The sequence below is a fragment of the Enterobacter sp. 120016 genome, from assembly GCF_018383635.1.
Lineage (GTDB): Bacteria > Pseudomonadota > Gammaproteobacteria > Enterobacterales > Enterobacteriaceae > Enterobacter > Enterobacter asburiae_D.
Genome location: NZ_JAHAWC010000001.1, coordinates 599,855 through 614,255, shown reverse-complemented (window position 1 = coordinate 614,255; position 14,401 = coordinate 599,855). Strand labels below are relative to the sequence as shown.

The following is a 14,401-nucleotide window of genomic DNA, read 5'->3' as shown; positions in this document are numbered from 1 at the left end:
GCATGAACACTTTTTTTAAGCTCACCGCGCTGGCGGGCCTGTTTGCTATAACAGGTCACGCTTTTGCAGTGGACGATATCACGCGTGTTGATCAAATTCCGGTACTCAAGGAAGAGACGCAGCACGCGACGGTGAGCGAGCGCGTGACCTCACGTTTTACCCGCTCGCACTATCGTCAGTTCGATCTCGATCAGGCCTTTTCGGCCAAAATCTTTGACCGCTATCTGAACTTGCTGGATTACAGCCATAACGTTTTGCTCGCCAGCGATGTCGAGCAGTTCGCTAAGCGCAAATCCGAGGTGGGTGACGAGTTGCGTTCAGGCAAGCTGGATCTGTTCTACGATCTCTACAACCTGTCGCAAAAGCGGCGTTTCGAACGCTATCAGTACGCGCTGAAAGTGCTGGAACGTCCGATGGACTTCACCGGCACTGACACCTTTAATCTGGATCGCAGTAAAGCACCCTGGCCGAAAGATGAAGCCGAGTTGAATGCGCTGTGGGACGGTAAAGTTAAATACGACGAACTGAGTCTTAAGCTGACCGGCAAAGACGAAAAAGAGATCCGTGACACGCTGACGCGTCGTTACAAATTCGCCATTCGTCGTCTGGCCCAGACCAACAGTGAGGATGTTTTCTCGCTGGCCATGACCGCCTTTGCTCACGAAATCGATCCGCACACCAACTATCTCTCTCCGCGCAACACCGAACAGTTCAATACCGAGATGAGCCTGTCTCTGGAAGGTATCGGCGCGGTGCTGCAGATGGACGATGATTACACGGTGATCAATTCGATGGTCGCGGGTGGCCCGGCATCCAAAAGCAAAGCGATTAGCGTAGGCGATCGTATTGTGGGTGTAGGACAAACCGGCCAGAACATGGTCGACGTGATCGGCTGGCGTCTTGATGACGTGGTTGCGCTGATCAAAGGTCCGAAAGGCAGCAAGGTTCGTCTGGAAGTTCTTCCGGCTGGAAAAGGCACCAAAACCCGTATCGTTACCCTGACCCGCGAGCGTATCCGTCTTGAAGACCGCGCGGTGAAAATGTCGGTGAAAACCGTGGGTAAAGAGAAGGTAGGTGTTCTGGATATTCCTGGCTTCTACGTTGGGCTGACTGACGATGTGAAAGTTCAGCTGCAGAAGCTTGAAAAGCAGAACGTCAGCAGCATTATCATCGACCTGCGCAGTAACGGCGGCGGTGCGCTGACGGAAGCGGTTTCACTTTCTGGTCTGTTCATTCCATCGGGTCCTGTGGTTCAGGTGCGCGATAACAACGGTAAAGTGCGTGAAGATGCCGACAACGACGGTGTGGTCTACTATAAAGGCCCGCTGGTGGTCCTCGTTGACCGCTTCAGTGCTTCCGCGTCTGAGATCTTTGCCGCTGCAATGCAGGACTATGGCCGCGCGCTGATCGTCGGTGAGCCTACCTTCGGGAAAGGCACCGTTCAGCAGTATCGCTCTCTGAATCGTATTTACGATCAAATGCTGCGTCCGGAATGGCCTGCACTGGGCTCGGTTCAGTACACCATTCAGAAATTCTACCGCGTGAACGGCGGCAGTACGCAGCGTAAGGGCGTAACGCCGGACATCATGATGCCGACAGGCACGGAAGAGACGGAAACCGGCGAGAAGTTTGAAGATAACGCGTTGCCGTGGGACAGCATCAATGCCGCGACCTACGTGAAAGCGGGTGATATGACGCAATTTGGCCCTGAACTGCTGAAAGCGCATAACGACCGCATCGCGAAAGATCCGGAGTTCCAGTACATCATGAAGGACATTGCACGGTTCAATGCCCTGAAAGATAAGCGGAATATCGTTTCTCTGAACTACGCACAGCGTGAGAAAGAGAACAACGAAGACGATGCAACCCGCCTGGCGCGTATCAACGATCGCTTCAAGCGAGAAGGTAAGCCTCTGCTCAAGAAACTGGACGATCTGCCAAAAGATTACCATGAGCCGGATCCGTATCTGGACGAGACGGTGCATATCGCTCTCGACCTGGCGAATCAGGAAAAAGAGAAACCTGCCGTACAGCCCGCTCCGGCAAAATAATCACCCAACAGGCACAAGAAATTGTGCCTGTTTCTTTTTGTTCTTCATCCTTCCGTCAGCCAGATTTCCAATTGTGTAAAGTTGTGTCTTTCTGGTGACTTACGCCCGCCGGATGCTTGAAAATAGCCGCAATACCCATACGATGTGGGTAATCGCATAGTGCGTTTTGTTAAACTGAGGTAAAAAGAAAATTATGATGCGAATCGCGCTCTTCCTGCTCACCAACCTGGCGGTCATGGTGGTTTTCGGGCTCGTGCTAAGCCTGACAGGAATTCAGTCGAGCAGCGTTCAGGGTCTGTTGATTATGGCGCTGCTGTTTGGTTTTGGTGGCTCGTTCATCTCCCTGCTGATGTCGAAGTGGATGGCACTGAAGTCGGTGGGTGGTGAGGTTATTGAACAGCCGCGTAACGATATGGAACAGTGGCTGATGAATACGGTGGCTCAGCAATCCCGTCAGGCCGGGATCGCCATGCCGCAGGTGGCGATTTATCATGCCCCGGACATCAACGCTTTCGCCACGGGCGCCCGTCGCGATGCGTCACTGGTTGCCGTCAGCACCGGATTGCTGCAGAACATGAGCCGTGACGAAGCCGAAGCGGTTATTGCCCACGAAATCAGCCATATCGCCAACGGTGACATGGTGACCATGACCCTGATTCAGGGCGTGGTGAACACCTTCGTGATCTTCATCTCCCGTATTCTGGCGCAGATTGCGGCAGGCTTTATGGGTGGCAACCGCGACGAAGGTGAAGAGAGCAACGGCAATCCGCTGATCTACTTTGCCGTTTCGATGGTTCTGGAACTGGTATTCGGTATTCTGGCCAGCATCATCACCATGTGGTTCTCCCGCCACCGTGAATTCCACGCGGATGCCGGCTCGGCGAAACTGGTTGGTCGTGAGAAGATGATTGCCGCGCTGCAGCGTCTGAAAACCAGCTACGAGCCGCAGGAAGCGAACAGCATGATGGCCTTCTGCATTAACGGTAAGTCCAAATCGCTGAGCGAGCTGTTTATGTCTCACCCGCCGCTGGATAAACGTATCGAAGCGCTGCGCAGTGGGGAATACCTGAAGTAACGCAAAGAACCTTAATAAGCCGGGCAGGAGAACACTCCGCCCGGCTTTTTTTATGCCTGAACCCTGGGTTGGGTCACGCGCAGGCCGCTGACAACCGCCGCGAGAGAGGCAAGGGCACCCGCGGTGAGAAGCGCAACATGGTTGCCGTTTTGTCCAGCGAGGTTAAACATCAGGGCGACCAGCGCCGCACCGCTGCTTTGCCCCAGAAGGCGCGCGGTACCCAGCATGCCGCTGGCACCTCCGCTGCGATGGCGAGGCGCGGAGGTGATAATGGTGTGATTGTTGGGGGACTGGAACAGGCCAAACCCTGCGCCGCACAGGATCATACGCCAGATGATGTCCAGATCGGTTGGCGATGACGGTAGCAGAGCCAGCGCGAAAAGGCCTGTCGCCATCACCGCCAGCCCCAACGCTCCCAATAAACCGGCATGGACGCGTTCAATCAGGTAACCTGCCAGCGGCGCCATCACCATTGTCACCAGCGGCCAGGGGGTTAACAGCAGGCCGGTCTCCACTTCTGAACGTCCTAGCACGCTCTGCAGAAAGAAGGGCAGAGAAACCAGAGCCAGCATCTGGGCGCAGAACGAGCAGACTGACGTGCAAATGGAGAGGGAAAAGAGGGGAATACGCAGCAGATCGACCGGTAGTAGGGGCACAGGGAGTGTGAGCTGGCGGCGAACAAAGAAGAAACCGATCGCCAGCAGGGCGATGAGCTCCGCGCCGGTAAGCATCAGAGACTGTCCCTGCGCAAAGCCGCTCAGCGCCGTAATCAGCAGGCCAAAGGTCAGGGCATTCATCACCGCACTCGCCACGTCGAAGCGCGGCATGGTGCTTTTAGGGCCGTTAGCGGGAAGAAAGCGCAGGGCAAAGAAGATGGCGATGATACCCAGCGGCACGTTAATGGCGAACAGCCATTGCCATGACGCAACGGAAAGGATCGCCGCCGCAATGGTAGGCCCGGCGGCGGAAGAGACGGCGACAATAAACGAGTTGATCCCCATGCCGCGCCCCAGATGACGCTGCGGATAAATTAAGCGGATCAACGCCGTGTTTACGCTCATCAGCGCCGCGCCGCCAAACCCCTGCGCAATGCGGGCAAGCGTCAGGGTATACAGTGAATCTGAAAGGGCGCACAGCAAGGACGTGAAGGTGAAAACCACCAGACCGCACTGATACACCCGACGGTAACCGAACATATCGCCCAGGAAAGAGAACGAGAGCAGGGAAACCACAATCGCAATCTGATAGGCGTTAACAATCCATATCGAACTGGCGGGAGAGGCGTGCAGGTCGCTGGCGATGGTTGGCAGGGCGACGTTTGCGATTGCGCCGTCAAGGACGGCCATTGAGATACCGATAATGATGGTCGCTATAGCGCCATACCGCTGGGGTAAAGGCAGGCCATCGGAAAGGGTCTTTTCCATTAGGATTAAAAAAGCTCAGCGTGAAATTATTCTCAGGGTAACTATTTTAGCATTGTTACAGCCGCGATATGTCGCAGATTTGTAACGAAGTAAACGCGGATTGATTGCAGGTGACATGACGGGAACTTATAATAAAAACCGGTTCTGATTTTTATAAAACACTCTCTATGAGGTGGTAAATGGCTATTGCGGATTTGGATAAACAGCCAGATTCTGTTTCTTCCGTGCTGAAGGTGTTTGGCATCTTACAGGCGCTGGGAGAAGAGCGTGAAATAGGTATTACAGAGTTGTCGCAGCGCGTGATGATGTCAAAAAGCACCGTGTATCGCTTTTTGCAAACCATGAAGTCGCTGGGCTACGTTGCCCAGGAAGGCGAATCTGAAAAATACTCTCTGACGCTGAAGCTGTTTGAGCTGGGTGCCCGTGCGCTACAAAACGTTGACCTGATCCGCAGCGCCGATATTCAGATGCGTGAAATCTCTCGCCTGACCAAAGAGACCATCCATCTCGGCGCGCTGGATGAAGACAGCATTGTTTACATCCATAAAATCGACTCCATGTACAATCTGCGCATGTATTCGCGCATTGGTCGTCGCAACCCGCTCTACAGTACCGCCATTGGTAAGGTTCTGCTGGCGTGGCGCGATCGTGAGGAAGTGAAGCAGATCCTCGAAGGCGTGGAATACAAGCAAAGTACCTCACGAACCATTACCAGCACGGACGCGCTGTTAACGGTGCTCGATCGCGTACGCGAGCAGGGGTATGGCGAAGATAACGAAGAGCAGGAAGAAGGGCTGCGCTGCATCGGCGTTCCGGTGTTTGACCGTTTTGGCGTGGTAATCGCGGGCTTAAGTATCTCCTTCCCAACCTTACGCTTCTCCGAAGAGCGTCTGCATGAGTATGTGGCTATTTTGCACACTGCCGCACGTAAGATTTCTGAACAGATGGGGTATCACGACTACCCGTTCTAATCTCTGTTTGCATAAAAAAACGCCGCAACAGATGCGGCGTTTTTTGTCGGTCATTTACCCGGCTGATTAGCCATTATCAATCACGACGGATGTCTTACGCAGGACCGGACAGTGCGTTAAGCCCACGATCCCGCTTTCAGTATGCAGATATTGCGCAGTGCTCACGCCCTGTGCCGTTAAATATTTACACTGAATTCCTAACCCGGCTGCGTTCTCGGTGCTTCCCACAAGCACGCCATAACCCGTTAGCAGAAGGCCAATCCAGACAATGGCCAGTGCAACAATTGTTCGAATGATTAACCGCATCATTTCCTCTTTTATCGTTGTTATCATAATGCTAGCGTAAACGGTTTACGCGGCGAAACAAGTGCAGGAATCTGAAAAAAGCGCGATGGAGGCACAGTTAGTCCTTGTTTAAGATAAGCGTGATAACCTCGTTACATCAGGTCATTAGACGGAGTGTGGAGTGAAAAAAATACGCTGGGTAATTCTGATTATCGTGCTGATAGCGTGCGTGGTGTTATGGACGCAGACGATCAATGTGATGTGCGATCAGGATGTACAGTTTTTTAGCGGCGTTTGCGCAATCAATAAATTTATTCCGTGGTAACACGCATTTTTTCTCAAGGTGATTTCCTTCCTTCGCGCCAGTGGTAAAATAGACGTTTTTATTGAGGTGGTGAAATGGGTGAGTTACTGAATTCAGGGCTGCTGAATATAGCATCCCTGATGATTTCTTTGGTTGTTCTGCTTGTGGGGCTGGTCATTTGGTTTTTCGTGAACCGCGCCAGTTCCCGTACTAACGAGCAGATTGAACTGCTGGAAGCGCTGCTCGATCAGCAAAAACGTCAGAATGCGCTGCTGCGCCGTCTGTGTGAGGCTAACGAGCCGGAAGAGAAAGACGCGCCGAAAGACGCGGTCGCTGAAGATAACAAAGACGAAGACGACTTTATCCGCCTGGTGGCTGAGCGTTAATCTTTTGTCTGGGAGGTGGCTGTGGTCTGGAAAAATCCCTGGTATGACCCCTCCCTGAAACATCACACCCCGAACGGTTTTCGTAATACCGATCCTGTCGGACATCAGCCCGGCGATCTTGACCGCTGGCGTAAAGCGCGTAAAGAGGCCGGTTTACCGAAGCCGCCCGCGCTGGGTTATGAAGACTTTATCCACCAGTGGTGGCAACCGGTTGAGCTTACGCAATCTCATGAAGATGGGGTGTGGTGGCTCGGACACGCAAGCGTGTTGCTGCAGCTGGACGGCAATATCCTCCTTACCGATCCGGTGTTTTCACGGCGCGCTTCTCCGCTCCCTTTCCTGGGACCACAGCGTAAAACGCCTCCCGCGCTGTCAGTCGATCAACTTCATCAGCTTGATGCGGTCGTCATCTCCCATAATCATTACGATCATCTTGATGACGCGACCATTCGCCGTATCCTCAAACGCTTCCCCGACGTCAGTTTTTTTGTTCCGCTGGGGCTTGCCGACTGGTTTCGCCGCCGGGGGGCAAAACGCGTGGTTGAGCTCGACTGGTGGCAGAGTTTCACCTGGCAGGGGATGACGCTGACAGCCGTACCGGCACAGCACTGGAGTATGCGCACGCCATGGAACCGCAATCGCTCATTATGGTGCGGCTGGGTTATGGAAGGTCGACATCATCGTTTCTGGTTCAGCGGCGATACGGGGTATTCGCCCGAGCTGCTGTTGATACCTGAACGTCTGGGCCATATCGATGCTGCCGCGTTACCGATAGGTGCCTTTGCCCCACGATGGTTCATGGCTGTCCATCATATGGATCCGCAATCCGCGGTGGCATTATGGCAGCAGTTGGGTTGTCCGCTGGCGTTTCCCATTCACTGGGGCGTGTTTGAACTGGCAGATGAAGCTCTTGATGAACCTGTGCGGGAGTTAACTGACGCGCTAGATAATTTAGCACCAGTTAATCATTCTTTCAGGATACTGAAAATTGGCGAATATTTATCCTTATAAACGAAGCGATTAATTGTTGCATATATTCTGTATGTAAACGCGCGCAGAAATGTTTTATTTATATCGAAACGTTTTGCTTGCCTTCTTTTGATGCAGGTTCATAAAAATTTCATTATTTTGGTGCATAACACTGTTTATTAACTGGTGCATTTTAATACAGTTGGGCGTGGGCTATTAACGGTGTTTTTTCTCTGAAACAATTTGGTCGCGTTACAATGATTTAAGCATAAGTTTTTACAAATTGTTCTAACTCAATCAAGACGTAAGATTTCTTTTCCCGGTTGCTGGACGCTTCGTTATGATTGAGCTATGTTAAAAAAGTCTTAGATTACAGCGGTTGTGAAAGCAATGCTGGGTCTTTGTTACGCAGCAGAGCTGTCTGTACGTGATGCGCATAATTGTGCAAAACCTGACAGGCACTGTTCGAATTTGTGCGGCGGATCGAGACATGTTTAAAAATGGCTTGCCATATTAAACATAGTGTGTGATAACACGTTTTGGGTCAAACGAGGTACAGTTCTGTTTATGTGTGGCATTTTCAGTAAAGAAGTCCTGAGTAAACACGTTGTCGTTGAATACCGCTTCTCTGCCGAACCTTATATTAGTGCCTCATGCAGTAATGTCTCAGTTTTATCTCAGTTAATGCCTGCGGGCTAAGAAAACACTCTAAGGAATTTTGCAAAATGGCAAAGATTAAAGGTCAAGTTAAGTGGTTCAACGAGTCTAAAGGTTTTGGTTTCATTACTCCTGCTGACGGCAGCAAAGACGTGTTCGTACACTTCTCTGCAATCCAGGGTAACGGCTTCAAAACTCTGGCTGAAGGCCAGAACGTTGAGTTCGAAATTCAGGACGGCCAGAAAGGCCCAGCTGCAGTTAACGTAACTGCTATCTGATCGAACCGCTGCTGACTGAAGCGCTTAGCACTTCAATCTCAGACATAAAGCCTCGCATAACGCGGGGCTTTTTTATGTCCCTTATCTTTCAAAATATTACCATTCGCGCTCTTGTTAGTAACTTGTTGCAAAGCTGCGAGGTTAGTAGCACTGTTTTGCCAACCTAAACCCATCTTTTCCCGTTAAATCAGGGCGTTGTTTAACAGTCCTGGGGTTCAGGTGAAGAATAAATTGATAACGACTGCCGGAAATTTCACGCCGGCGCGTTTTGTGCTGCTCTGTTTAGCTATTTTTTGTAGTCTGGCTTTTTTACTGGGCCGCGTTGCCTGGCTGCAAATCATCAAGCCTGACAATCTGGTGAAGCAGGAAGATATGCGCTCCCTCCGGCAACTGGCGATTGATGCGCCGCGCGGGATGATAATGGATCGCGAAGGTCGCCCCCTGGCGGTGAGCGTGCCTGTCCGGGCCGTGTGGGCCGATCCTAAAACGGTGCTGGCAAAAGGAGGCGTTGGCGTTGACGAACGCTGGCAGGCGTTGGCAAACGCGCTGCATCTCTCCCTGGGCACACTCTCGGCGCGAATCAACGCCAACCCGCAGGGCCGTTTTATTTATCTTGCCCGTCAGGTCGATCCGGCACAGGCAAAGTGGATCGATAAGCTCAATCTGCCCGGCATCAATTTACGCGATGAATCCCGCCGTTTTTATCCTGCCGGCCATGTGGCAGCGAACCTGATTGGCTTCACCAATATTGACGGGCAGGGCATTGAAGGCGTGGAAAAAAGCTTTAACGCGCAGCTGACCGGCAAGGCGGGTGTACGGCAGGTAAGGGAAGACCGCTACGGACGCGTGGTTGAAAACCTGACGGAAGTGGCGCCCGCACCGGCGCATAACATCCAGTTAAGTATCGACGAGCGTCTGCAAACCATTACCGAAGATGCGCTCGATAATGCCGTGGCCTGGAACAAGGCCGAGTCTGGGGCATCGGTGCTAATTAATATCCCAACCGGGGAAATCCTCGCCATGGCGAGCTATCCGGACTTCAACCCCAATAACCGGGAAGGCGCGACGATAAACGATTTTCGCAACCGTGCGATCAGCGATACGTTTGAGCCCGGCTCCACGGTCAAGCCGCTGGTGCTGATGACGGCCCTGCAGCAGGGGCTTGTCCAGCCGGACAGCGTGATTGACACGCATCCGTATACCCTCGACGGGCATCGTATCCGCGATGTGGGCTATTATCCTGAACTGACAATGACCGGGATCCTGCAAAAATCGAGCGACACCGGCGTGTCTCGACTGTCCCTGGCAATGCCTGTCCAGCATCTTATTGATACCTATCGAAACTTTGGTTTTGGCACCAATACGGGGCTTGGCTTAACGGGTGAGAGCGCGGGACTGCTGCCCCAGCGTAAATACTGGAGCCAGCTCGACCGCGCGACCTTTGCCTTCGGCTACGGGCTGATGGTGACGCCGCTCCAGCTGGCGCACGTCTACGCCACGATTGGCGGCTTCGGGCTTGAGCGACCTCTCTCGATTACGCGTATCGATCCGCCCGTTATCGGGCACCGCGTCATGCCGGAAGAGATTGCGCATGAGGTGGAGCACATGATGGAGAGCGTTGCGCTGCCCGGCGGCGGCGGGGTTAAGGCCGCCGTTCGTGATTACCGGGTAGCGGTGAAAACCGGTACGGCGAAGAAAATTGACGACAGCGGGAAGTACGTCGATAAATACGTTGCCTACACTGCTGGCGTTGCGCCTGCCAGCGATCCGCGCTTTGCCCTGGTGGTGGTCATTAACGATCCGCAAAATGGCGCCTACTACGGCGGTGCCGTTTCCGCGCCTGTCTTCAGCGAGATTATGGGCAACGTGCTGCGTCTGGAGAATGTTAAACCTGACGGGTTACCGGCCGGTTCCGATCACCTTATCGTTATGCGTTAACCGGGCGTTTATAACCAGGGCGAATAGCGGTACACTTCGCCCTTTGATTATGCTCCGGAGTCACCATGTCCTTCAGTTGTCCTCTTTGCCACGCCCCCCTGACGCACACAGATAAAAGTTATACCTGTCCGCAGGGGCATCAGTTTGATATGGCAAAAGAAGGCTACGTGAATCTTCTGCCGGTGCAGCATAAGCGCTCCCGCGATCCTGGCGACAGTGCAGAGATGATGCAGGCGCGTCGCGCGTTTCTGGATGCCGGCCACTATCTGCCGCTGCGGGAGACCGTCGCGCAGATGCTGAATGACATTCTGCCGGATTCTGCCACCGCCATGCTCGATATCGGCTGCGGGGAAGGGTACTACACCGCCCGGTTTGCCGAGATTGCCCGTGAGAAGGGCGCGCTGACATTCGGTCTGGACGTGTCGAAAGTGGCCATTCGCGCGGCGGCAAAGCGTTACGCGGACGTGACGTTCTGCGTGGCATCCAGCCACCGGCTGCCGTTTGACGATGCCAGCATGGACGCTGTTATCCGCATTTACGCGCCCTGCAAGGCGGAAGAGCTGGCTCGCGTGGTGAAGCCGGGCGGATGGGTCGTCACCGTGACGCCGGGCCCGCGTCACCTGATGGAGCTGAAAGGGCTGATCTACGACGAAGTGCGTCTGCATGCCCCTCATTCTGAACAGCTGGCCGGTTTTAGCCTGAAGCAGGAGCAAAGCGTGGCGTATGAAATGACGCTGAAAGGGGAAGAGGCTACCGCGTTGCTGCAGATGACACCGTTCGCGTGGCGGGCAAAACCGGAAGTATGGGAAGCGCTAGCTGCGCACTCAACATTTCGCTGCCAGACGGATTTCAGTATCCACGTCTGGCAGCGCGAAGATTAACCGGCGAAGTGTGCCCAGAGGATCTGGGCACCAATGCCAATCAGCACAATTCCCCCCAGGATCTCGGCGCGTTTACCCAGCAGCGGGCCGATAAACCGTCCAACCATCATGCCCAGCGTGGACATAATCAGCGTTGCGCAGCCGATGGCCAGCGCGGTGGCGATAATATTGACCTGCAGGAATGCCAGACCTACGCCGACGGCCATCGCATCAAGGCTGGTGGCAATGGCCGTGGTGACCAGCAGCCAGAACCCGTGGCGGTGCTGCGGCTCCTCGTCTTCTTCATCACCACCGCGAAAACCTTCAATCACCATTCGGCCACCGAGAAATACCAGCAGGACGAACGCAATCCAGTGGTTCCACTCCAGCACGAACTGGCTGGCGAGCATGCCAAGACCCCAGCCGATAAGCGGCGTCAGCGTTTCGATAGCACCGAAAATCAGGCCGGTACGCAGGGCTTCTGAGAACTTAGGTTTATGGAGCGTGGCGCCTTTTCCGATGGAAGCAGCAAACGCGTCCATGGACATGCCAAAAGCGAGGAGGATCGTAGCGGAGATATTCATAACAGCGTCCAGACCGGGGATATCCATATGACACATCACTGCCCCCAGTAAACAGCAGTTGATGTATCTATGGTCTCGCCTGATCGCGCCGCACATAAGATGTGCTGTAAGCGATCCGTACGCGCCACGTTTTTCAACGAGTATGTTGACACGTACATTTCCTGCGAGCAGGAAATCGGCTACTCCCCAACGACGGGCGCAACCTTAACATATTTTGAGAATATAAAACAACAATGAAGAGGCATTATTTAAAATGCTTAGTGATAACGATTTTCATTTGTCTTTAAGCGTGAAGATATCGTTAACAAATAGAGATCAAATTAACGGAGTGGATATAGCTTTGGCTATATTTCTTGCGCACGATAAACGCAGTATATAGCCATTGCTATATATATAAATTATTGAGTTTTAACGAGTAACTTGTATATCTTTTCCAGGTCGTCAATATTCTTCACCCGAACAAGCAGGCGACGTTGTTCTAATTGCATCACCAGCACACCGTCTTCGGATAAATTCATCTCTTTAATACGGTTATATTCTATCCACACATTGGCGAAGAAAAACCCGCGGGATTTAAAAATGATTTTCGGCGTGCGGATCCAGAACAGATAAACCGCCATTAATGCCAGCGCACATAATAACCATGTGGTTAATATTGCACCATGGCTGGTGACGTTATTGTAAATAAGAATGACGATGAGACCCGCGAAGATAAACGCATCCACGCGCCCGCGTCGCAGAAGGGGAAGGGAGAGCAGCGTCTCGCCGTGGCGGCGGGGCATGATGAACTCGTCATAGATCGCGTAAGCCAGAAGGGCTGCAATAAATAAAACCAGTACGATGTCCGTGACAGTCATTCATCCTCCAGAAAACAGATAAAAAAACCGGGGGCAAGCCCCCGGCGTCTAACGTTATTGCTTTACAGGCCCAGCAGACCGACCGCGTAGCCCGCGATACCGATGACGAAGAAGCCAACGATAATCCACAGCGGGTTCACTTTCTTACGCAGCAGCCACATGCAGGCGAAGGTCAACAGCAGCGGTACCAGGCCAGGCATCAGCTGGTCCAGAATCGTCTGCACGGTGGTGACGCGCGTCTGTCCATCCTGCCCGGTGATGGTCGATACCACCAGCGGGATGTTCACGTGCGTCCACTTGTTAACCAGTGCCCCCATGACAAACAGGCCGAGGATTGACGCCCCCTCAGTCAGTTTCTGCAGGAAGCCGCCGCCCATGTCCTTAACGATATCTACCCCTTTACGGTAGCCGTAGGCCACACCGTAGTAGCGGGTCAGCAGGCGCACGGCGTTGAACAGGATGAAGAACAGCAGCGGGCCAAGCAGGCTGCCGCTCATCGCGATACCGGCACCCAGCGCCGCGAAGACCGGACGCACGGTACCCCAGAAGATAGGGTCACCGACACCGGCCAGCGGGCCCATCAGGCCGACTTTGATACCGTTGATAGCACCATCGTCAATCTCTGCGCCGTTCGCACGCTGTTCTTCCATCGCCAGCGTTACGCCCAGTACGGGGGCCGCAACGTAAGGATGGGTGTTAAAGAATTCCAGGTGACGCTTGATCGCCTGACGGCGCGCTTCGTTGTTTTCCGGGTACAGGCGTTTGATCGCCGGTACCATGGAGAAGCAGAAACCCAGCGCCTGCATACGTTCGAAGTTCCATGAACCCTGAAACAGGTTAGAACGGATGAACACGCCACGAATATCACCCGGAGTGAGTTTTTTCTCGGTGGTAGTTTTTGTCATATCAACCATTTCGCTCACCTGTTAGTCCAGTTCGTTATCGAGATCGTTGTTACCAGCAGCCTGCGCTGGGGCACCCGCGACGCGGTTGTATTTCGGGCTGAGCTGGATGTAGAGAATCGCCATCACCGCACCAATCACGCCCAGTGCAACCAGGTTGAAGTTGGTGAAGGCAGCGGTCACGAAGCCGAGGTAGAAGAACGGCATCAGGTAGCCTGCGCGCATCATGTTGATGACCATCGCATAACCGACGACCACGATCATACCGCCCGCGATGTTCAGACCGCCGGTGACCACTTCTGGAATGGCGTTCAGCATGCTCTGGACTTCACTGGTACCGACGGAGATCGCCACGATAACCGCCGGGATCGCGATACGCATCGCCTGCAGGAACAGGGATGATACGTGGATCCACGACAGGGCCGTGAGGTTACCGTTTTCGGCCGCCTTATCCGCCGCGTGCTGGAAGGCAACGGTGATAGTACGAACGATGATGGTCAGAACCTGGCCTGCTGCTGCCAGCGGGATCGCCAGGGCGATACCGGCACCAATACTCTGATGACCAGCAATAACCAGAACGGTCGAAATGATAGAGGCCAGCGCGGCATCGGGCGCAACCGCCGCGCCGATGTTCATCCAGCCCAGGGCGATCATTTCCAGGGTACCACCGATGATGATACCGGTTTTCATGTCACCCAGAACGGCCCCAATCAGCGTACAGGCCACCAGAGGGCGGTGGAACTGAAATTCATCAAGTACGGATTCCATACCCGCAATACATGCGACGACGAACACCAGCACAATCTGAAGAGTGGTAATCTCCATTGCACTTCTCCTATTACATAAGCTTTATGTGAGAA

15 protein-coding genes and 1 pseudogene are annotated in these 14,401 nt (G+C 53.5%); 10 read left to right on the top strand and 6 right to left on the bottom strand.

Features of this window, described 5'->3' with window-relative positions; all coding sequences use genetic code 11:
- Nucleotides 1–2 precede the first annotated feature (2 nt).
- Nucleotides 3–2,051, top strand: coding sequence for a carboxy terminal-processing peptidase (prc, locus tag KIF87_RS02955; RefSeq protein ID WP_213327848.1), 2,049 nt, complete (start codon nt 3–5; stop codon nt 2,049–2,051).
- A gap of 193 nt (nt 2,052–2,244) precedes the next feature.
- Complete coding sequence (gene htpX, locus KIF87_RS02950) at nt 2,245–3,126, top strand: protease HtpX (protein WP_014884290.1); 882 nt, start codon at nt 2,245–2,247, stop codon at nt 3,124–3,126.
- Between the two features lie 50 nt (nt 3,127–3,176).
- Here htpX and KIF87_RS02945 read toward each other — a convergent pair whose 3' ends face one another.
- A complete protein-coding gene (locus KIF87_RS02945; RefSeq protein ID WP_213327847.1) occupies nt 3,177–4,550 on the bottom strand; it encodes an MFS transporter in 1,374 nt (457 codons plus the stop codon).
- Between the two features lie 179 nt (nt 4,551–4,729).
- Between KIF87_RS02945 and kdgR the strand changes: the two genes are divergently transcribed.
- Nucleotides 4,730–5,521 carry a DNA-binding transcriptional regulator KdgR gene (gene kdgR, locus KIF87_RS02940; RefSeq protein ID WP_023312208.1) on the top strand — a complete coding sequence of 264 codons (792 nt, stop codon included), beginning with the start codon at nt 4,730–4,732 and terminating at the stop codon, nt 5,519–5,521.
- Nucleotides 5,522–5,587: 66 nt separating this feature from the next.
- Here the strand turns inward: kdgR and KIF87_RS02935 are convergent, their stop codons facing one another.
- Nucleotides 5,588–5,827 (bottom strand): YobH family protein, encoded by a 240-nt coding sequence (locus KIF87_RS02935; protein ID WP_121424153.1) that lies wholly within the window; start codon nt 5,825–5,827, stop codon nt 5,588–5,590.
- Nucleotides 5,828–5,987: 160 nt separating this feature from the next.
- Here KIF87_RS02935 and mgrB point away from each other — a divergent pair, with 160 nt between their 5' ends.
- The 7 genes and pseudogenes from mgrB (at nt 5,988) to rlmA (ending at nt 11,219) form a co-directional block, all read left to right on the top strand.
- Nucleotides 5,988–6,131: a PhoP/PhoQ regulatory lipoprotein MgrB gene (gene mgrB / locus KIF87_RS02930; RefSeq protein ID WP_006175995.1), complete on the top strand. Its 144-nt coding sequence runs from the start codon at nt 5,988–5,990 to the stop codon at nt 6,129–6,131.
- 74 nt (nt 6,132–6,205) lie between these two features.
- Nucleotides 6,206–6,496, top strand: coding sequence for a YebO family protein (locus tag KIF87_RS02925; RefSeq protein ID WP_024909723.1), 291 nt, complete (start codon nt 6,206–6,208; stop codon nt 6,494–6,496).
- Nucleotides 6,497–6,517: 21 nt separating this feature from the next.
- Nucleotides 6,518–7,507, top strand: coding sequence for an MBL fold metallo-hydrolase (locus tag KIF87_RS02920; protein ID WP_213327846.1), 990 nt, complete (start codon nt 6,518–6,520; stop codon nt 7,505–7,507).
- 525 nt (nt 7,508–8,032) lie between these two features.
- A pseudogene (locus tag KIF87_RS02915) lies at nt 8,033–8,177 on the top strand (DUF2627 domain-containing protein).
- Between the two features lie 13 nt (nt 8,178–8,190).
- Nucleotides 8,191–8,400, top strand: a complete 210-nt coding sequence (cspE, locus tag KIF87_RS02910; RefSeq protein ID WP_001062678.1) for a transcription antiterminator/RNA stability regulator CspE — start codon at nt 8,191–8,193, stop codon at nt 8,398–8,400.
- Nucleotides 8,401–8,619: 219 nt separating this feature from the next.
- Nucleotides 8,620–10,338: a peptidoglycan DD-transpeptidase FtsI2/PBP3(PARA) gene (ftsI2, locus tag KIF87_RS02905; RefSeq protein ID WP_213327845.1), complete on the top strand. Its 1,719-nt coding sequence runs from the start codon at nt 8,620–8,622 to the stop codon at nt 10,336–10,338.
- 65 nt (nt 10,339–10,403) lie between these two features.
- Complete coding sequence (rlmA, locus tag KIF87_RS02900; protein ID WP_213327844.1) at nt 10,404–11,219, top strand: 23S rRNA (guanine(745)-N(1))-methyltransferase; 816 nt, start codon at nt 10,404–10,406, stop codon at nt 11,217–11,219.
- Here the strand turns inward: rlmA and mntP are convergent.
- The 4 genes from mntP to manY form a co-directional block, all read right to left on the bottom strand.
- A complete protein-coding gene (gene mntP / locus KIF87_RS02895) occupies nt 11,216–11,782 on the bottom strand; it encodes a manganese efflux pump MntP (RefSeq protein ID WP_032642447.1) in 567 nt (188 codons plus the stop codon). The two genes, rlmA and mntP, sit on opposite strands and share 4 nt — an antisense overlap.
- A 398-nt stretch (nt 11,783–12,180) precedes the next feature.
- Nucleotides 12,181–12,639, bottom strand: coding sequence for a DUF986 family protein (locus KIF87_RS02890; protein WP_029741999.1), 459 nt, complete (start codon nt 12,637–12,639; stop codon nt 12,181–12,183).
- 62 nt (nt 12,640–12,701) lie between these two features.
- Nucleotides 12,702–13,553, bottom strand: a complete 852-nt coding sequence (locus tag KIF87_RS02885) for a PTS mannose transporter subunit IID (protein ID WP_006810994.1) — start codon at nt 13,551–13,553, stop codon at nt 12,702–12,704.
- A 12-nt stretch (nt 13,554–13,565) separates the two neighbouring features.
- On the bottom strand, nt 13,566–14,366 hold the full coding sequence (gene manY / locus KIF87_RS02880) for a PTS mannose transporter subunit IIC (protein ID WP_008500490.1): 801 nt from the start codon (nt 14,364–14,366) through the stop codon (nt 13,566–13,568).
- Nucleotides 14,367–14,401 lie beyond the last annotated feature (35 nt).

Coding starts and splice junctions, on each gene's coding strand:
- prc (WP_213327848.1), top strand. CDS start 3: ATGAACACTTTTTTTAAGCTCACCGCGCTGGCGGGCCTGTTTGCTATA.
- htpX (WP_014884290.1), top strand. CDS start 2,245: ATGATGCGAATCGCGCTCTTCCTGCTCACCAACCTGGCGGTCATGGTG.
- KIF87_RS02945 (WP_213327847.1), bottom strand. CDS start 4,550: ATGGAAAAGACCCTTTCCGATGGCCTGCCTTTACCCCAGCGGTATGGC.
- kdgR (WP_023312208.1), top strand. CDS start 4,730: ATGGCTATTGCGGATTTGGATAAACAGCCAGATTCTGTTTCTTCCGTG.
- KIF87_RS02935 (WP_121424153.1), bottom strand. CDS start 5,827: ATGCGGTTAATCATTCGAACAATTGTTGCACTGGCCATTGTCTGGATT.
- KIF87_RS02925 (WP_024909723.1), top strand. CDS start 6,206: ATGGGTGAGTTACTGAATTCAGGGCTGCTGAATATAGCATCCCTGATG.
- cspE (WP_001062678.1), top strand. CDS start 8,191: ATGGCAAAGATTAAAGGTCAAGTTAAGTGGTTCAACGAGTCTAAAGGT.
- rlmA (WP_213327844.1), top strand. CDS start 10,404: ATGTCCTTCAGTTGTCCTCTTTGCCACGCCCCCCTGACGCACACAGAT.
- mntP (WP_032642447.1), bottom strand. CDS start 11,782: ATGAATATCTCCGCTACGATCCTCCTCGCTTTTGGCATGTCCATGGAC.
- KIF87_RS02890 (WP_029741999.1), bottom strand. CDS start 12,639: ATGACTGTCACGGACATCGTACTGGTTTTATTTATTGCAGCCCTTCTG.
- KIF87_RS02885 (WP_006810994.1), bottom strand. CDS start 13,553: ATGGTTGATATGACAAAAACTACCACCGAGAAAAAACTCACTCCGGGT.
- manY (WP_008500490.1), bottom strand. CDS start 14,366: ATGGAGATTACCACTCTTCAGATTGTGCTGGTGTTCGTCGTCGCATGT.